Source organism: Virgibacillus carmonensis (assembly GCF_057836705.1).
This window is the reverse complement of record NZ_JBYQFJ010000006.1, coordinates 49779-67685: the sequence shown is the minus strand read 5'-3', so window position 1 is coordinate 67685 and position 17907 is coordinate 49779. Positions and strand designations below refer to the sequence as shown.

At 34.9% G+C, this 17907-nt stretch carries 20 protein-coding genes; 3 read left to right on the top strand and 17 right to left on the bottom strand.

The features are described from left to right. Positions 1-3: 3 nt before the first annotated feature. From hemW to gpr, 5 genes are all read right to left on the bottom strand, one after another. Positions 4-1161: a radical SAM family heme chaperone HemW gene (hemW, locus tag AC3G7N_RS06625; RefSeq protein WP_489421364.1), complete on the bottom strand. Its 1158-nt coding sequence runs from the start codon at positions 1159-1161 to the stop codon at positions 4-6. A 200-nt stretch (positions 1162-1361) separates the two neighbouring features. Then, on the bottom strand, positions 1362-3170 hold the full coding sequence (gene lepA / locus AC3G7N_RS06620; RefSeq protein ID WP_489421363.1) for a translation elongation factor 4: 1809 nt from the start codon (positions 3168-3170) through the stop codon (positions 1362-1364). A 270-nt stretch (positions 3171-3440) separates the two neighbouring features. Next, a complete protein-coding gene (locus AC3G7N_RS06615; protein WP_489421362.1) occupies positions 3441-3731 on the bottom strand; it encodes a hypothetical protein in 291 nt (96 codons plus the stop codon). 3 nt (positions 3732-3734) lie between these two features. Beyond that, positions 3735-4895 carry a stage II sporulation protein P gene (spoIIP, locus tag AC3G7N_RS06610; protein WP_489421361.1) on the bottom strand — a complete coding sequence of 387 codons (1161 nt, stop codon included), beginning with the start codon at positions 4893-4895 and terminating at the stop codon, positions 3735-3737. A gap of 105 nt (positions 4896-5000) precedes the next feature. Beyond that, positions 5001-6098 (bottom strand): GPR endopeptidase, encoded by a 1098-nt coding sequence (gene gpr, locus AC3G7N_RS06605; protein ID WP_489421360.1) that lies wholly within the window; start codon positions 6096-6098, stop codon positions 5001-5003. Positions 6099-6267: 169 nt separating this feature from the next. On the opposite strand from gpr, the gene rpsT reads away from it, so the two are divergent. Continuing rightward, a complete protein-coding gene (rpsT, locus tag AC3G7N_RS06600) occupies positions 6268-6534 on the top strand; it encodes a 30S ribosomal protein S20 (protein WP_489421359.1) in 267 nt (88 codons plus the stop codon). Positions 6535-6812: 278 nt separating this feature from the next. On the opposite strand, the gene holA is transcribed toward rpsT, so the two are convergent. Then, entirely contained in the window at positions 6813-7859 is a 1047-nt protein-coding gene (gene holA / locus AC3G7N_RS06595; protein WP_489421358.1) for a DNA polymerase III subunit delta, read from the bottom strand. A 278-nt stretch (positions 7860-8137) separates the two neighbouring features. Here holA and AC3G7N_RS06590 point away from each other — a divergent pair, with 278 nt between their 5' ends. Next, positions 8138-8272: a YqzM family protein gene (locus AC3G7N_RS06590; RefSeq protein ID WP_489421357.1), complete on the top strand. Its 135-nt coding sequence runs from the start codon at positions 8138-8140 to the stop codon at positions 8270-8272. 99 nt (positions 8273-8371) lie between these two features. Here the strand turns inward: AC3G7N_RS06590 and AC3G7N_RS06585 are convergent, their stop codons facing one another. From AC3G7N_RS06585 to AC3G7N_RS06535, 11 genes are all read right to left on the bottom strand, one after another. Next, complete coding sequence (locus AC3G7N_RS06585) at positions 8372-10669, bottom strand: DNA internalization-related competence protein ComEC/Rec2 (RefSeq protein WP_489421356.1); 2298 nt, start codon at positions 10667-10669, stop codon at positions 8372-8374. 15 nt (positions 10670-10684) lie between these two features. Next, entirely contained in the window at positions 10685-11254 is a 570-nt protein-coding gene (locus AC3G7N_RS06580; RefSeq protein ID WP_489421355.1) for a ComE operon protein 2, read from the bottom strand. 159 nt (positions 11255-11413) lie between these two features. Beyond that, positions 11414-11995, bottom strand: coding sequence for a helix-hairpin-helix domain-containing protein (locus AC3G7N_RS06575; protein WP_489421354.1), 582 nt, complete (start codon positions 11993-11995; stop codon positions 11414-11416). A 143-nt stretch (positions 11996-12138) separates the two neighbouring features. Further along, on the bottom strand, positions 12139-12897 hold the full coding sequence (locus AC3G7N_RS06570) for a class I SAM-dependent DNA methyltransferase (RefSeq protein WP_489421353.1): 759 nt from the start codon (positions 12895-12897) through the stop codon (positions 12139-12141). A gap of 3 nt (positions 12898-12900) precedes the next feature. Then, positions 12901-13257, bottom strand: coding sequence for a ribosome silencing factor (gene rsfS, locus AC3G7N_RS06565; protein WP_489421352.1), 357 nt, complete (start codon positions 13255-13257; stop codon positions 12901-12903). Continuing rightward, on the bottom strand, positions 13258-13833 hold the full coding sequence (gene yqeK, locus AC3G7N_RS06560) for a bis(5'-nucleosyl)-tetraphosphatase (symmetrical) YqeK (RefSeq protein ID WP_489421351.1): 576 nt from the start codon (positions 13831-13833) through the stop codon (positions 13258-13260). Next, positions 13811-14389: a nicotinate-nucleotide adenylyltransferase gene (locus AC3G7N_RS06555; RefSeq protein WP_489421350.1), complete on the bottom strand. Its 579-nt coding sequence runs from the start codon at positions 14387-14389 to the stop codon at positions 13811-13813. The genes yqeK and AC3G7N_RS06555 overlap by 23 nt, the downstream gene beginning before the upstream one ends. Positions 14390-14400: 11 nt before the next feature. Further along, positions 14401-14691 (bottom strand): ribosome assembly RNA-binding protein YhbY, encoded by a 291-nt coding sequence (gene yhbY, locus AC3G7N_RS06550; RefSeq protein WP_489421349.1) that lies wholly within the window; start codon positions 14689-14691, stop codon positions 14401-14403. Positions 14692-14696: 5 nt separating this feature from the next. Then, complete coding sequence (aroE, locus tag AC3G7N_RS06545; protein WP_489421348.1) at positions 14697-15539, bottom strand: shikimate dehydrogenase; 843 nt, start codon at positions 15537-15539, stop codon at positions 14697-14699. A gap of 15 nt (positions 15540-15554) precedes the next feature. Further along, complete coding sequence (gene yqeH, locus AC3G7N_RS06540; protein WP_489421347.1) at positions 15555-16655, bottom strand: ribosome biogenesis GTPase YqeH; 1101 nt, start codon at positions 16653-16655, stop codon at positions 15555-15557. A 2-nt stretch (positions 16656-16657) separates the two neighbouring features. Next, a complete protein-coding gene (locus AC3G7N_RS06535; protein WP_489421346.1) occupies positions 16658-17173 on the bottom strand; it encodes a YqeG family HAD IIIA-type phosphatase in 516 nt (171 codons plus the stop codon). A 385-nt stretch (positions 17174-17558) separates the two neighbouring features. Here AC3G7N_RS06535 and AC3G7N_RS06530 point away from each other — a divergent pair, with 385 nt between their 5' ends. Next, positions 17559-17699 (top strand): sporulation histidine kinase inhibitor Sda, encoded by a 141-nt coding sequence (locus AC3G7N_RS06530; RefSeq protein WP_489421345.1) that lies wholly within the window; start codon positions 17559-17561, stop codon positions 17697-17699. Positions 17700-17907: the final 208 nt, after the last annotated feature.

The window sequence follows — 17907 nt, the reverse complement described above, 5'->3', positions numbered from 1 at the left end:
TTGTCAACGTAGATGGCTTATATTTTCATCTTCTAATAAAAATCGGGCAAAAACATCATTCCCAAATAAGATTCCTTCTGGTGTTAACGAGATCTCATCAGCCTCGTCATATAACCAACCTTTTTCCACTAATTGAGTAATGGTATCGCTATATAGTTCCTTCACAGGAACTGAAAATTTCTGTTCAAATTTCAGCTTACTAACACCCTTACGCTTGCGTAACCCTAGAAACATTTCTTCCTCAATCATTTCTTTTAAACCAATTTTTTCCGTCGATAAAATTGGTTGACCATCCTTCATGGCCTGTTTTACATACGCAGGTAATGGCCGAATATTTCCTATTCTTTTCCCAGGTAAATAGCCATGAGCTCCTGCTCCAAAACCATAATAATAGTCATTATTCCAATAGGTTAAATTGTGTTTACTTTCATAACCTGGTTTTGCAAAATTACTGATTTCGTATTGCTGATTACCACTTTTTTTCATCGTATCTCTTAAAATGTGATACATGTGCACTTCATCTTCTTGAGGTGGACGATGTAATTTACCTTTTTTATGACGCTGATAGAAAACCGTCTTTGGTTCTATTTGCAAGGAATAAGTTGAATAATGTGGTAAGTCAAATTTAATTGCTTCTTGTAATGATTTATCAAAGCCTTCTACAGTTTGATTTGGCAACGCGTAAATTAGATCAATGCTTATATTATAAAGTCCGTGTTTTTTTAATAGATTTACTGTATCATAAACATCCTTAATTTTGTGAAGCCTACCAATTTCCTCTAAAAGTTGGTTGTCAAATGCTTGAACACCTAATGAAACACGATTTACACCGTAGCTTTTTAATAGTTTAGCTTTGTCTTCATCAAAATCCCCTGGGTTTGCTTCAATGGTATATTCCGCGCAACCATTCACATCAAACTTTTCATCAATTACTTGAAATAGCAATTCTAACTGATTCAAGTTAAGTGCTGTTGGTGTCCCGCCACCGATATATATAGTTTTGACAGAAGTTTTCATGCCATCCACATTTGTTCTAATTTCATTAGACAGTGCTTTCATGTAGTCATCTGCTAATTTTTCGTTATAAAAAAACTTCGTAAAATCACAGTAATGACATATCTGCTGACAAAACGGGATGTGTATATAAACAGATTGTATCAAACTAGTTCACCTCTTAAAAAATTGAATGTTAGAAAACCAAAAGAAAAGGGTAAACTTTTCGATTAAGAATACATTCGATAAAGTTCACCCTCATTTTTAGAAAAACTCGGCATTCGCCTTGTCTTTAATAGTGAATGGCGAAGTTTTTCTTATACTGATTTCCTTGGAATCTTTTATTCCTATCAGTGTAAATTCAACGATCAATCGTCTTTTATTTTTAAAACAGCCATAAACGCTTCTTGGGGTACTTCTACTGATCCTACCATTTTCATTCGTTTCTTACCTTCTTTTTGCTTCTCTAGCAACTTTCGTTTACGTGTAATATCCCCACCGTAACATTTAGAAAGTACATTTTTCCGCATCGCTTTGATGGTTGATCTAGCTACAATTTTATTTCCTATAGCAGCCTGAATAGGCACTTCAAATTGTTGCCGTGGTATTAGTTCTTTTAATGTATCTACAATTTGTTTACCTCGATCATAGGAAAAATCTTTATGCACGATAATCGATAGTGCATCTATCGTTTCATTATTTAACAAAATATCCATCTTCACAAGATTGGATGTTCTGTATCCAATCATTTCATAATCAAATGATGCATAGCCTTTTGTTTGTGATTTTAATTGGTCAAAGAAATCATAAACAATTTCAGACAATGGTATATGATACGTTACATTCACACGAATATCATCCAGATATTCCATGTCAACAAACTGTCCACGCTTTTTCTGAGACAGCTCCATTACAGTTCCAACGTAATCATTTGGAACCATAATGGTTGCCTTTACAAAAGGTTCCCGAATTTCAGTAATTGATTGCTGGTCAGGAAGGTCAGACGGATTATCAATTTGAATAATTTTTTCATCAGCCTTCTCCACTTCATAGATAACACTTGGTGCTGTTGTAATTAAACCAATGTTAAATTCTCGTTCAATTCTTTCCTGAATGATTTCCATGTGTAATAACCCTAGGAAACCACAGCGAAAGCCAAATCCTAATGCTTGGGATGTCTCTGGATCATATTGTAGTGAAGAATCATTTAATTCTAGGCGTTCTAACGCCTCACGAAGATCATTATATTGATTAGAATCTATTGGAAACACTCCGCAAAACACCATTGGATTTAACTTACGATACCCTGGTAAAGCGGTTTTTGCCTGATTATGGGTGTGTGTAACTGTATCACCTACACGTGTATCTCCAACGTTTTTAATAGAGGCGGTTAGGTACCCAACGTCTCCTACCGTTAATTCATCTTTTTTTAATGGTTTTGGCGAGAAGACACCTACTTCATTGACTTCAAATTCTTTTCCAGTCGCCATCATTTTAATTTTGTCGCCAACCTTTACCGTTCCTTCTTTCACACAAACATAAGCGACTACACCGCGATAAGAATCGTAAAGCGAATCAAAGATAAGCGCTTGCAATGGATTGTCAATTTTTCCTGCTGGAGCTGGTATTGCTTCTACAATCTTCTCAAGAATTTCATCAATCCCAATTCCATCCTTTGCAGACGCTAAAATAACGTCGTTTGGATCGATGCCTATCACATCTACCAATTCTTGGGTAACTCGATCCGTGTCTGCATTTGGTAAATCTATTTTATTAATAACTGGAATTATTTCTAAGTCGTTATCTAAAGCCAAATAAACATTAGCTAGGGTTTGCGCTTCTATACCTTGTGCGGCGTCTACAACTAGAATTGCTCCCTCGCATGCTGCAAGGCTTCGTGATACTTCATATGTAAAATCGACATGTCCCGGAGTGTCGATTAAGTGGAAAATAAATTCCTCCCCAGCTTTACTTGTATAACTTAATTGGACTGCATTTAACTTTATTGTAATTCCGCGCTCTCGCTCCAGGTCCATCGCATCAAGAAATTGCTCTTTCATTTCCCGTTGTGTTAATGCTTTTGTATTTTCTAATATTCGATCCGCCAATGTTGATTTACCATGGTCAATATGTGCGATGATCGAAAAATTACGAACGTTTCGTTTTTTTTTCACCATTAGTGATGTTCACTCCTACATTTTTTTCACTTTAAGAAAGTATCAGTTTTTATCGGTATAAAGTGTAAAAAAATCTAAGCTTTGCCATTAATTCTTTCTCGACAACAGCCAAGATTTTCTGACCACTCTTTAGAAAAAGTGTTAATTTTAACGTCGTTTACTAGGATTGATTATAGCAATTGAAGAGGAGACATTCAATCAAAAAATAAAACCTTCTATCTTTTAGTCAAACTTAGTACCTAAAAGAAAGAAGGAATGAAATCGTAGGTATTAATAAAACAACTTAACAACTTGATAAAGTAATTGGACGATAATTTCATAAAAACCTTTCACAATACCCTCAATAAAAGACGCCATTTTTTGGGTGAAGTGATCAGGGGCTTGCTTGTACTCACTACTTTCATTTATAGGAGAAATATCTTCCTGTAGTCCACTTACTTCGTTTATATCAATTGTTTCGACTTTAGGGGAGGTAATTTCCGTTTGATCACGTTCTACGCCAAATAGCATTCCCGATACGAAAAATAATAGTAGCAATAGTAATAGTACAATAGACTTCATGATCTATTCCTCCTTTGTCGAAACTTTTTCAGCATTAAAATAAAAATCACTAAATACTTCTGCTAGAGCGTCCGCTGTTCGATACAATTCTTCTAAAGTATTAGCATAACCACCAAATTCGAATATTAATCCGTTTTCTGATAAGTCCTGATTGTAAACGCCATTGTTTCCAGGTCCTTCATTTATTATAATTCCTCTACTTAATCCGGGGTATTTTTCATCAATTAAAGCGTTTAATTTAGTTGCAAATTCTAAATTTTCTTCATGACTCGCATTCTCTCCACCAACTACAATCGCAAGTCTAGCAAATGCTTTTCCTTTGATAGTTGTTGTGGTTATATCTCTAGGTTGAGCATCACGGTGGATATCAAAAACATACTTTAATTCTTCGTGTGATGCGAATGCTTCTTTAACAACATTTCTAGATACATCATAGGATTGATAATGTTCCATCTCATTCTGATGTAATAGTTTCGTAAAATCTGTATGATCTACAACTGCCCCGATTCCGTTATCCTCAAGCGATTCTGCAAATCTATCACTTACTTTAGTGACATTTACCTCACCATGGTAAGCCAATCCTGGATCATCAACTTCTGGTAAATGTGGTAAAAACGATTCTCTATTATGTGTGTTATAAATAAAAACAACATTTTCTTCCTGTTTTACTGGCTTTTCCTTGGTTTCTCCTGTCTCTTCATCGGCTATTTCAGGTTCCTTCACTTCTGCTTCCCTTTCCTTTAAAACCTCATCTAAAGGTGGTGAAGATTCAATTGGCAGGTTGGTATAGTTCGTTCCTTCCCCTGCAACAACTATATGATTATTAAATGTGGAGAATCCTGGCAATTCCTGACCTAATAGGCTTCTCACATCATTCGGTTTGACGCTGGTAGTTAATTCAAATAACGTATTTGATAGTTTTGGAAAAGATTTCCCCTTTGGAAAGGCTCCTTGAAATGCCCTGTTTTCCATTCCTAGTAAATATAAAAATGTTGTACTTTCTACCTTACTTGTCCATTCAGTGAGTGTCTTTGATGAAAATTGATAGGCAGGAGCGATGGTAGTTAATGCTCCTATTGAAATAAATAATAGTACGATACAAAGGATATACAATCCACCTTTTTTATAAAAAGGGAAGCGACTAGGTTTATTATCGAGGTTCATTGTTCCATCCTTTCTGAAGACAGTGACATATATAGTAAATCTATGACATGTCTTCAGAAACTAGAACCTAGAATCTAATCTTTCTGTTAATTGGTAATGTTACTTTTATCTTGTATATGAAGAAAAATTTGTAACGTCAACAGTTTCGTGTAATGCTGCATTTATCCCAGTTGCTACAACGTGTGCCATGTCCTTCATAAAACCATCCACTTCTTTTGGTGTTACCATTAAATTATGGCCAATAGGTGTCAGAACCTCTCGAATTAATGAACGTTTTTCTTCTTCCGATAGATTTCCGACTATTCCTAAAAATGTGTTTCTTTTTTCTTCATCCGGTAAATCCTCTTCATTAAACTTTTTTTCACCAAACGTCATACTCGCTGGTGTTAACGATTTTGATGGATTATCTTTTTCCCGCCATTCCCTACCAAAATGCTTTAATAGGAAATCAATAGTGTCACTAGTGATCGTTGCTGCATCAACCACAGTTGGTACTCCAATAGCAAATACTGGAATTCCCAATGTATCCTCACTTATTTCCTTCCGTTTATTTCCTACACCAGAACCTGGATTTATACCGGCATCTGAAAGCTGTATCGTTTCATTTACCCTTTCAATAGAGCGCGAAGCTAGTGCATCAATCGCAATTACAAATTCAGGTTTGAACTTTTCAACAATACCAAAAATAATATCACTAGTTTCCATTCCAGTTAATCCCATGACACCCGGCGTAACTGCTGCAACAGAACGATATCCCTCTGCAACCGACTCATGTTCTAATTTAAACAGATGGCTGGTTACCAGCAATTTTTCAACTGTCATTGGTCCAAGAGCGTCTGGTGTTACATTCCAGTTGCCTAAGCCAACAATTAAACATTTCGCATCAAGTGACAGTTGATTTTTTTCAAGTAATTGTTCTAATTCTTTTGCAAGTAATCCAGCAGCATTTTCCTGTCGCTTTGTATCTTGTCGTTTGACGCCATCTGCGTAAAGGGTGACATATGTTCCAGGTTTTTTATCAATAATTTTTGCTCCAGTTTCATCTATCTCCACATATGAAATTTTGATATCATTTTCCGTACGTTCTGTTATATTAATGCCTTTCATTTTGTCAACTTGCGTATCTTCCTGTTCCACATACATATCTTTTGCTTCAATTGCTAAGTCTGTTCGCACCTGAAATTCCTCATTTGATTTCACCATATAATTCATAACCTCCAACTTTTTTTACCTACTCTTAGACTTCACAATAAAGGTGAAAATCATACAATTTCACCAAGTAGATAATAAAGCTATTGAAAACAGTGTCTCGCTCTGATAAAATATCATTGGTTCACTCAGATAGGAATCGTTGTTTTTAGGAGGTGAAATAATGGCTAATATTAAATCTGCAATTAAACGTGTAGGTGTTAATCAGAAAAAACATGACTTAAACCAGTCATATAAATCAGATATGCGTACACAAGTTAAACGTGTTGAAAAATTGATTGAGGCAAAAGACGTAGATAACGCAAAATCTGCTCTACAACAAGCAACCAAAAAAATTGACAAAGCAGTACAAAAAGGGATTGTCCATCAAAATAATGGTAATCGCAAAAAATCACGCTTATCAAAAATGGTTAACGACCTAAGCGCATAAATATAGAAAATCGCAAGCGCCCGTTCATTGCTGCGTGACCTGTGCCCACGCAACGTGGGTAGTTCGATGTTGCTCATGCTTTGTGGAGGTTTAATCGAACATCCTTCCATATTATTTAAAGGAGACACGATAAGCGTGAGCGCATAATGACCGACTGTTGTCGAACTGTTATCGCAGAAGGTGCCTGAAAGACACTAGGCAATGGGCGCTGGAGCTAGAAAAAATAAATGACTAACACAAAACGATCCCATAACAGGATCGTTTTTTAGTTGATTATTTTAATTGTTGCTCTTAATCACCTGACTTCGAGAATTAGTCAAATCATACAATAATAAGTCAAATGCAAGTTCTTTATCCATCCTACCTTGTTTCATATCAGCGTCAGCATTTGTTAATTTATCGATATACGATGATAACTGCTCAACAGTAAATTTATTTTCTCTAGATAAGGCAATTTTAACAACAAACGGATGAATTCCAAGTTGCTTCTGCATTTGAGCTTGACTGTACCCTTTTTGCTTTAAGAGTTTAACACGCAATAGGGTTCGAAATTGATATGCTAAAAGTGCAACCATAGCAATTGGCTCTTCTTTCATTTTCAATAGATCCCGGTAAATGGTAATCGCTTTTCGAATATCCCGTTCTATAACAGCATCCACCAATCGCAAAGACGAATTGTTTAACGTGTGAGATATAAGCATTTCTGCATCATCTTTCGTTACCCTTCCACCTTCCCCAACATACAATGCGAACTTCATCATCTCATTATGTAATAAATGAAGATTTGCTTGCAGCTCCGTTTCAATAACTTCATAAGCATTAGGTTCAATTGTTATATGATAGTCATTAGCAATTGTTTTAATCCACTTCGAAAGCTCATGTTCTTTAATGGGATCACATTTAGCAATGGCGGCATTTTTTTTAATTATTTTTGTCACTTTTTTACGCTCGTCAATTTTTTCATATTCAGCTATAAAAATAATCGTAGCATAATCAACAGGGTTTTCTATATACAATTGTAACCGTTCAAGATCATGTTCAAATGGTATTTTATTTGGTTTTGCTTTTAAAAAAGAAGGGTTATGGGCAATGATTAATTTTCTTTCTCCAAATAAAGGATAGGTTTCCGCATCTGAAATAACCTCTTGAATAGGAGATTCATCTAAATCATATGTAGATAAATTTTCAATATCCCCATCAGGCAAAATTGCATTTGTTAACTGCTTCTTTATATCTTGTATAAAAAACGATTCCGTTCCATATAACAAATAAGTAGGTGCTAATTGGTTTTTTTTGACTTTTTTAACTATTTCAAGGTAAGACATCTTATTCACTCCAATAACTTATATACATTATCGTAAAGTGAAAAAGACCGAATAGCAAGGAATTTTAAAGGGAATCTTACTAGAAGATCCCCTCATTTATATAAACGTTGGCCAAATAGTCCCAGGTATCTATCTGACAAACGATATTTGATTATTTTTAGATTAACCAGTAAAGTAAAAAGTATAGATGTTAACTCTTACTAAAATTGGTGTAAATAATTTCATGGATTTTTTCGAGGATTTATTTTATACTAAAGAATGATATAGGAGGGATAGTTGTGAACGAATTTGAAAAAGACGTTCAGTCAAAAAATAATGATGTAGTGGATTCTGGTCTAGGATTTGTCTACTCATTTGTATTCTTTGCTGTAATTTTCTTTATTGGAGTAGCGATTAACTTTTTTGGACAATAATAAAAGCTACATATGACCAACCTATAAATTAGTGACGAAAAAAGAGACTGAAAACGCTGACAGTCTCTTTTTTAAATTGCCATTCATCTATTAGCTACGTTATGGTAAGTATTTCAAAAATGTTCCTTTCTCTTTTTTAAAATGATATTGTATCGCACCATCTTGATCCGTTCGAAAAATTATTGTTCCTTCGTCTTCAAGCACATCTAACACACCCTTGGTTGGGTGACCATAAGAATTATTCTCTCCTACCGAAATCCAAGCATATCTGGGTCTGTAGTGTTCTATAAAAGATTTATCTGTAGACGTTTCGCTGCCATGATGTGCAACTTTTAGTACATCAAATGCCAGATCAGGATACTTCTTTAGCAATTCTTTTTCTGTTTGTTTATCAATATCACCAGTAAATAACCATTCCAGACCACCAAAGTTCATATGCAGGACAAGTGAATTTGCATTGGTTGCTTTTTTATCTGTATGGGGTGACAAAATTCGAATAGGATAACTATAAAAATCAATTTCACTTCCTGCTTGTAGTCTTTGGACATTAATGCCTTTTTGTTCCCATTTACTAATTGTTTCATTAGGCAATTGATAATAATCACTTAGGAAGACACGATCAACTTTAAAATCCTCTAACAAAAATGGAACACTGCCAACGTGATCGACATCTTCATGGGTAACAAATAAAGCGTTAATTTTAGCGATTCCATTCGCATATAAAAAAGGCTTTATAACCTGTTCATATTTCATATCAGTTGCTTCATTATTTTCAAAAGACATTTTTGCACCTGCATCGATAAAGAAAACGGCTTTTCGGTATGGAAGTTCAACAATGAAGCTATCTCCTTGTCCAATATCTAACATAGTAATTGTCCCATATGGTGATAGGTACGGCTTTAGAGCAACAAAAGTTATTAGACAGACTGTTAACCCACCAATCCGCATGGCGCGCATCCTTTTTCCACGCTGCAGAGCATCCATTAGTAATAAAAATAATACATAGTAAAATAAAACAGCAATAAATGGAAATGGTCCTAGTATATAAGGGAAGTAGGCAACTTGATCCATCATGTGAATTAAATAAATCACAGTTTGATTGGCCGATTCGAAAATAGTATTTAGCACGTTTAGTACTGTGTTTGAGAAAGGAGAAAGAAGTAGAATAATAAACATAATAGGTATTACAAAAAAGGAAAAATACGGTATTATGATAACATTTAGTAGCATCGATAGGGGTTGAAATGTATAAAAATAGGCTAATTGCAATGGTATAATCATCATTTGTGCCATAAAACTTATTTGTAGGCTTATCATAAATGTTGACTGTGTTGCAGCTATCCATTTTGTTGAGAGCAGCAATCCAAGCGTCACCAAAAAAGAAAGCTGAAAACCGATATGATAAACGATGAATTTATCAAATAAAATCATTAATAAAAATATTATACTTAATGCATCTGTTAGAGTAAAAAATGTATTCAATTTCCGTAAACTAATTAATACAAATACCATTAAACATGCTCTCCATACTGATGGTTCGCCTCCCGCAATTAGAGCATAGAGGGGTAATATAAAAATCATCAACCCTTGTGCTTTTTCCCTAGTAAATAAATTTAGTTTTATTAAAAGGAAATAGGTAATGGCAATGATTATAGCAACATTCAATCCAGAAATCGCTAGAAGATGAGATAAATTCCATCTCTGGAACAGTTCGATAGTTTTTTTATCTAGATGGGAATCATCACCTAAAATAAGCGCTGATAACCATTTTGCTGTATATGGATCTGTTTTTGAAATAACAAAGTTGATGAGGGATAATCGTGCTTGGAAAATAGAATTGAGGTAAGAGGACCCTTCACACGTGATATTTTCTAACGAAGAAAGTGTGAGTCGATAGGAAATACCTTTACTATACAAGTAGGAACGGTAATCGAATTGACCGGGGTTCCTGCTCCGGTCTGGCAACTCTATGAAACCTTTTATATGACAGTTCGCACCATGTTTTAATTGATTTAGCTCAGTTTGGTTCCATTCTTCCTTTTCTTGTTTAAATGCTGATACAAGCAATTTATGGTTCGATGTTTCTTCTTGTACCACAAATTCTAATTTTCTGGTCGACGTTTTAACAGAGCTACTAATGGTACCTTGTATTTCTCCATTAATAGCTTGGTCCACAGTTGATCGATTAATTTTTTCATTCTCAATTGAAGGTATATAACTACAGAAAACAATATAAAACAATAACGATAAAAATACAGGTCCAAGGCCAAGCTTTTTATGTTTATAAAGATAAAATAACCAAAGTAATAAAACAATAATAAAGACTTTCTTATCGAAAATAACCGTCAAAATGCTTAACAAAACCGAAAGTGCTAGAAAGTGCCAGTATCCTTTCATATCCGTTATACCTGATCACTTACGAATATGAAATAGCCGCTCGGCTTCATTTCTATATTCCTCTAATTGATTATTATTTATTGAGGTACCTTCAAGCTTGTTTAATAATGACGCTACATATGAAGCTTTTTCCTTTGCACTTATATCAACTGCATTATATTCAAGCTCCACTTTTTTAACATGAACGCCAGAATTCTTAAATAATTCAACAGCATATGGATCATTTTTATAGTCAGCTGCATAATAGACCGTTTTCACACCACTTTGAATAATTGTTTTACAGCACTGTAGGCAAGGAAAGTGGGTAACATACATTTCAGAGCCCTCTGTTGGGACACCGAATTTTGCACATTGCAGGAGTGCATTTGCCTCTGCATGTACTGTTCGAACACAATGACCACCAATAACATAACAACCTTCATCGATACAATGTGAATCTCCAGAAACACTACCATTGTATCCACCTGCTATAATTCGCTTATCCCGTACAATGGTTGCGCCTACTGTTAATCGTTCACACGTACTTCTTAATGCTAGCAAATGACTTTGCGCCATAAAATACTGATCCCATGAAATTCGTTCCATCCTAATTCCACCTTTATTTATAATTATTAGAAAAATTCCAGCATTGACCCCTTCTTTCATAGGGGATGGTGAAGATTTCCTTGTACTTTATTCTTTAGAAATTTTACACGTAACGTATAAAAATAAGTCTACATGCAGTAATTTATTTTCGTCAATCTCTTATGGAATTTGAATACCTTCCTTCATATTTTCAAGCGTCTTCTCACCAATACCTGGTACGTTTAAAACATCCTCCATCGTTTGGAATAAGCCATTTTCTTCACGGTATTGAATGATTGCTTGTGCTTTTGAAGGCCCGATACCATTCAATTGTTCGATTTCTTTTTGCTTGGCATAATTAAGGTTAACTTTTGTAGAGTTGGTTGGTTCTTCCATTCCCGTGTCAATTGATTCACCAGTTTTTGGTACCAAAATGATCATTTCATCGTGAACTTTTTGTGCTAAATTTAAAACAGATTGATTTGCTTGTTCGGTAAATCCACCCGCACGATCAATGACCTCTTCTACTCGTGAACCAACGGAAACTTCGTAAACCCCAGGACTTATCACTTCTCCTTTTACATCAACAAACGCATCTGTTGTTCCTTGAATAGTTGTAGGTTCCTTTATACTTGCTGCTTTTATTGGTTTTACATCTACAACTTTATCTTGTTCTGGCTTTTCATTGAACACAAATAAAAACAATACTGCAGCGATGCCAATCACAATAAAAAATAGGTTTTTCTTGGCAAGATTAATCAATGAGGTCACTTCCTTTATTTATGAGGTTAAAAACTTACGGGGTATAGGAGAGATTACGGGAGTGAAAATATTTTCTTACTACCAATACAATAGTTCGACATTTAAAGTCTTAATCCTTCTAAAAAATAAAGATCGACAAAATTTTATTTTATCGATCCTTTTTCTGCAACAAAGAAAATTCGTTGCGTTTTTTCATGGAGACTTTCCTCTTTCAAAGAAAAATCGCCACATATGTTTCGAATTTTAAATCCATTTTGTTCTAAAATTTTCCGATATACCTCAATAGAGAATGTTTTTTGATAATGGTATTCATCAAATCTTGAATAAGACTCTTCATCGTTTGAAACAAAAAAGGTTAGATCATGGAACATTTCGCCCACTTCTTCTCCAGGCATACAAAACCAGATGGAGGACATATCATCTTCAACTGTTGAAAATGTTTGATTTACTAGATCGTGTTCCACATGATGCAAAGAATGAACATCAAATATAAACATTCCATTATCTTTTAACATATTGGTAACATTGGCAAAAACCAAATCCAGTTCTTCTTCAGTTGTTATATAATTGATAACATCGCAATAGCTTACAACAGCATCCGTTTGTGTAATACCTTCCGTTTCGCGAATATCCTGGTTGATCCACTGAATGTCGAAATTTTGTTCACTTGCACGTTGTTCGGCATAGCTTAACATATCAATAGAATAATCTATACCGATCATCTGATAGCCATTTTGAGCAAGTCTTGCTGTTATTTGCCCAGTTCCACAACCTAAATCTACTATATGTTTTACGGGAATGGATGAGTGTTTCACTATTTCTTTTGTTAGATCTGCCCATTTATCATATGGTGCTTCATCCATAAGCTTGTCATAAAGCTTTGCCATTTGTTGGTATGCCATTGCCTAACCTTCTTGCCCTACACTTAATGATACTCGCGTGGCATCGCCCCATAAACGTTCTAAATTATAATAAGAGCGCTCATCTTTATGGAAAACATGACAAACGACATCACCAATATCAACTAAAATCCATCTTGCTTGTTCATAACCTTCCAATCGTCTTACAGGAATACCTTTTTCCTCTGCAGCATCCTTGATCGCCCGAGCGATTGCTTGCACCTGTCTTTCGTTACTTCCATGACAAATTAAAAAGTAATCTGCTACTAATGAGACCTCATTCATATCTAAAGCAACGATATCTTCTGCTCGTTTATCGTCACTTGCTTCTGCTGCTAATTGTACAATTTCATTACTGTTCATCTAATTAAAACCTCCATTTAATTTTGTCAAAAAATAATTGTATGCATAAAATGAATCTGGATAAATCGTTGCATTTTTAGAGAGTAGGAATTGTATTGTATTACGTGAAACCATCAGACATGCATGGTTTAAATCCTTATATGCCATATCCCGGACCTTCTCTACTCCTGGGAATGATCTTCCTGGTTCAATATAATCTGCAAGAAAAAGAACCATTTCAAATGTTCCAAGGTTCGCTTTGCCTGTTGTATGGAAACGTATGGCATCCCGTATTTTTTTATCGGAAATGCCAAATTGTTCCTCTACTACCACTGAAGCGACAGGTCCATGCCAAACTTCATGATGATAATCCAATAGATCGTTTGGTAATTGGCTGTTCAGAATAAATTCTTTCATCTCTTCAAGCGGTCGGTACTTCGCATAATCGTGAAAAATTGCTGCAAGCTCCATTTTTTCTGTTGGTACTTCATACAAATCCGCTAGCTTTACTGCTGTTTCTGCTACTCGTAAGGTATGATCAAATCGTTCCTTAGTTAAAGATGGTTGAACAATTTTAATTGCTTTTTCTATCCTCATACAATCGCTTCTCCTTTATATAACGAATAACTGCCTCAGGAAGAAAGTACTTAATGGAATTATTTTTACCTATCCGCTCCCGAATCATTGTAGAAGAAACTTCGATACACGGGATATCCACTAGCTTAATTGGATAAGGAGTATCCAACCTAGAGCCAATTCTTTTCACCCCAACAAATGAAACCATTGCCATTAATTCGCTTATTTTATACCATTTAGGTAGATATTCCACCATATCAGCACCAATTATAAAATAAAAAGAAACGTCAGGGTGCTCACTTCTTAATATGTTTAGTGTATTAAATGTATATGACTTACCTAAACGATCTACTTCTATTGTATTCAATTTAAAATAAGGATTACCTTTAATTGCGTTTCGAACCATTTCAACGCGGTCACCCGCGCTCATGAACGCTCTACTTTTATGCGGAGGTTCCTGTGAAGGAATAAACCATACTTCTTCTAGACCCAATGCAAGCCGAACCTCTTCAGCTATTATTAAATGACCTAAATGTGGCGGGTCGAATGTTCCTCCTAAAATGCCTACACGTCTCATAATATACTCCTTTATGGCAATTGAATATGTTTGTTTTCTCGTGATTCTTTATACAAAACAATATTGTTCCCGATAATCTGGACCAATTCTGCATCGGCACCTTCTACTAATTCAGATGCAACGGTATCTTTCTCTTCCATACAGTTTTGTAAAATACTAACTTTTATCAATTCTCGTTTCTCCAATGCCTCCGAGATTTGCTCAACCATATTATCATTTACACCTACTTTACCTACTTGAAAAATAGGTTTTAATTGGTTTGCTTTTGCTCGTAAGAATCGCTTCTGTTTTCCAGTTAACATCTAATTCATCCTTCCAATTGTTCGAGTAATTCTCGTTCCATTTCATTTATTTCCACACGTTCATTCGTCCATAATTCGAAAGCATATTGCGCTTGATATAATAACATAGTATGTCCGTAATGAATCCTAGCACCAGCCTGTTTTGCGTTTCTTAAAAAATTAGTAGTCACAGGCTGGTAAATGATATCACTCACAATGTTTTTCTTTGATAGTCTGTTAGTAACCGAAACAATAGCACTATCTTGTGTAGATTTCATCCCAAGTGAAGTGGTCTGAATAATAATGTCGTATTCATCCAGTACATTTTCAGCTTCCTGTAAAGACAATAGGTGAGTATTGTTCATTTTATATAACATCTTTAGTTCTCTGGCCTTATTTTCTGTTCGGTTTGCTAAGTCGATGTGTTTAAATCCATTATTTAAAAATGTGTAAAGAATTGCTCGTGCGGCCCCGCCGGCACCAAAAATTAAAATTTTCTTATTTTGATCCTGTTCAACCGTTGGATAGGCCTTAATCAGTGACCTTATATATCCGTCACCATCCGTATTATAACCGATCCATTTTCCTTTTTTACATACTACTGTGTTTACTGCTCCAATTGCTTCCGCTTCTTTATCTAGCTCGTCTAGATAAGGAATGATGGATTTTTTAAAAGGAGCAGTTATGTTAAACCCATCAAGTTTTTCACTTTTCAGTTCCTCTATTTTATCAGCAAATGATTCATTTGGATTTATTTCATACAAGGCATAGCTGCCATGAAGTTCAGCCTTTTGTAAAAATCTTTCATGAATCCAAGGTGATAAAGAATGTTTAATTGGATAACCAATCAATCCGAAACGATAGCCCATTTACCACAGTCCCCCTTAAATCAATGATGGCCTAATTGATACAGCTACAGTTTTCGGACTATGCACGACAACAGTAGTGTTAACTTCAGGGATCATAACCCACCCCAAACCAGGAAAAACAATATCCATTTTCTCTTCTCTAATTTTAAACGTGCTTTGTACTAGTTCAGGTAACGTTGTGCGTGTCATTTCATCTGGTGGTGATAATAGTTCACCTACATGATCTTCATAAAGCTTATCAGCATTTTCAAGCTTTGTACGGTGGATTGGTACATGATTAGAAAAGTAACAAACAAAGGACTGTTTATCTCCTTTTATAAAGTCGATTCGTCCTAGCCCACCAAAAAACAATGTCTGTTGATTGTTCAATTGAAACACCCTTGGTTTAATTTCATTTGAAGGGGTAATAGTTTTCAGGTCATCTTTTGATACGTAATGTGCCATTTGTTGTTTATTAACGATACCTGGTGTGTCAATTAATACAGAATGATCGTCTAGTGGAATTTCGATGAATCCGAGTGTAGTACCTGGGAAATAAGATGTGGTAATAACGTTTTTATCTCCCGTTGATTGTTGAATAAGTCGATTAATAAATGTTGATTTCCCAACATTTGTCGTTCCCACAACATATACATCCCGGTTATCCCTCATTACTTCTACTGCTTCTGTTAGTTCATCCATACCATGACCTTTAATCGATGATATAAGGTATACGTCTTTAACTTTAATTCCAGCATCTTTAGCGGATTTCTTCAGCCAATTTATCAACTTTTGCTTATTTGTTGATTTCGGTAATAAATCTACCTTATTTCCTACTAATATAATCGGCTTATCACCTATGATGCGTACCAAACTTTGAATCATACTTCCATTGACATCGAAAATATCAATTAAATGCACAACTAAACCCTCTACGTCTCGTATTTGGCTAACCATTTTTAAAAAATCGTCATCCGTAACAGAAACATCTTGTATTTCATTATAATGCTTTAACTTAAAGCAGCGCTGACATAACACAATATCTTTATTTAGCGCAGATTCAGGGGTAAACCCTACCTCATCCGGACTTGTTGTTTGAATGGCTGCACCGCAACCTTGACAATATATATCTTCCATAATTACTCCTCCCAAGTTATCTTGCCTTTTCTTCTCATGTAGTTTAGTATTCGACGTTCTATTTTACGATTAAACTGTGTTATTTTTCCATCAGTCTGTACGATTGGAAGCACAAGGATTGTGTAAAAACCCGCAAAATTCCCACCTAATACATCTGTTAAAAGTTGATCACCAATAACAACGATATTTTCTTTTTTTAATCCCATTTTTTTGGCAGCAGTCTTAAATGCTCGACTCAAAGGCTTTCTTGCACTAAATACGAAAGGTGTGTCAAGTGGCTCAGAAAAGATTTTGACACGCTCTTGTTTATTATTGGAAATAATCATTACTTTAATTTCATATTCCCTCATTTGTTTAAACCAGTTTATAATCTCTGGAGTTGCATCCTTAACATCCCAAGCCACTAATGTATTATCCAGATCTGTTATGACACCCTTAATTCCTCTTTGTTTAAGTGACGCAGGTTGGATATCAAAAACACTTTTCACATGTTCATTAGGTAAAAAATTCTTTAACAACGTTTACACCTCTTTATTATTGTCAAACCTAGTTTTACTTTTCCTTTTATGGAAACCCTATTATATAGTAACCCTATAATAACTTAACATATATATAAAGCGCTAGCGAAATTTGTCCTTTCCTTGGAAACCCTGCCAGCCGCAAAATAAAGGGGTAACTTGTAAAAACCGTTCGACAAATTCTCCTATTTTTCTCGTTGTGGATAACTTTGTTAACATGATAAAGGCTTGTAAATCAGGCGATACGACAATTTATTTATATTTATGCACAAGTTATCTACAGGCGCTTGTAGATAACTCAGACCTTGTCCTACTAGGGTATTCGTGGTAAATTATATTTACTTAACATATTAAAGTATAAATTCATTCAAGGAGGGCTGTATTCATGAATCACTTATCTGATGAATTATTATTGGAATCGTTCTATAAAGCACATGAATTAAAGCTAAGCCCTGACTTTATCTATTTAATTGAAAAGGAAATTCACAAAAGAAGACTGACCCATAAAATGGAATATTCTGGTTAATAAGCATTATATACACTTCCCTCCCACAACTCTTGTCATTTTTGTGAATGATAAGGGTTTTTTATTTTTCCAAGATCGTACTTATGATAAGCTATATTTCAGGATTACTAGTTTTATTAGGATTTTACCGACCTAAAAACGGTTGTATTATCATCATACCTACTTTCCTAAAAATTAAATACCGTATATACTTATTTTCAGAGTTTTT

What these genes read in the sequence shown, in the direction of transcription:
- gpr (WP_489421360.1), bottom strand. Translation starts at nt 6,098, where the DNA reads ATGGTGAAATCAAATGAGGAATTTCAGGTGCGAACAGACTTAGCAATT.
- rpsT (WP_489421359.1), top strand. Translation starts at nt 6,268, where the DNA reads ATGGCTAATATTAAATCTGCAATTAAACGTGTAGGTGTTAATCAGAAA.
- aroE (WP_489421348.1), bottom strand. Translation starts at nt 15,539, where the DNA reads ATGGGCTATCGTTTCGGATTGATTGGTTATCCAATTAAACATTCTTTA.
- yqeK (WP_489421351.1), bottom strand. Translation starts at nt 13,833, where the DNA reads ATGAGGATAGAAAAAGCAATTAAAATTGTTCAACCATCTTTAACTAAG.
- AC3G7N_RS06530 (WP_489421345.1), top strand. Translation starts at nt 17,559, where the DNA reads ATGAATCACTTATCTGATGAATTATTATTGGAATCGTTCTATAAAGCA.
- AC3G7N_RS06585 (WP_489421356.1), bottom strand. Translation starts at nt 10,669, where the DNA reads ATGAAAGGATACTGGCACTTTCTAGCACTTTCGGTTTTGTTAAGCATT.
- AC3G7N_RS06580 (WP_489421355.1), bottom strand. Translation starts at nt 11,254, where the DNA reads ATGGAACGAATTTCATGGGATCAGTATTTTATGGCGCAAAGTCATTTG.
- holA (WP_489421358.1), bottom strand. Translation starts at nt 7,859, where the DNA reads ATGTCTTACCTTGAAATAGTTAAAAAAGTCAAAAAAAACCAATTAGCA.
- yhbY (WP_489421349.1), bottom strand. Translation starts at nt 14,691, where the DNA reads ATGTTAACTGGAAAACAGAAGCGATTCTTACGAGCAAAAGCAAACCAA.
- yqeH (WP_489421347.1), bottom strand. Translation starts at nt 16,655, where the DNA reads ATGGAAGATATATATTGTCAAGGTTGCGGTGCAGCCATTCAAACAACA.
- AC3G7N_RS06570 (WP_489421353.1), bottom strand. Translation starts at nt 12,897, where the DNA reads ATGGCATACCAACAAATGGCAAAGCTTTATGACAAGCTTATGGATGAA.
- rsfS (WP_489421352.1), bottom strand. Translation starts at nt 13,257, where the DNA reads ATGAACAGTAATGAAATTGTACAATTAGCAGCAGAAGCAAGTGACGAT.
- AC3G7N_RS06615 (WP_489421362.1), bottom strand. Translation starts at nt 3,731, where the DNA reads ATGAAGTCTATTGTACTATTACTATTGCTACTATTATTTTTCGTATCG.
- spoIIP (WP_489421361.1), bottom strand. Translation starts at nt 4,895, where the DNA reads ATGAACCTCGATAATAAACCTAGTCGCTTCCCTTTTTATAAAAAAGGT.
- AC3G7N_RS06555 (WP_489421350.1), bottom strand. Translation starts at nt 14,389, where the DNA reads ATGAGACGTGTAGGCATTTTAGGAGGAACATTCGACCCGCCACATTTA.
- lepA (WP_489421363.1), bottom strand. Translation starts at nt 3,170, where the DNA reads ATGGTGAAAAAAAAACGAAACGTTCGTAATTTTTCGATCATCGCACAT.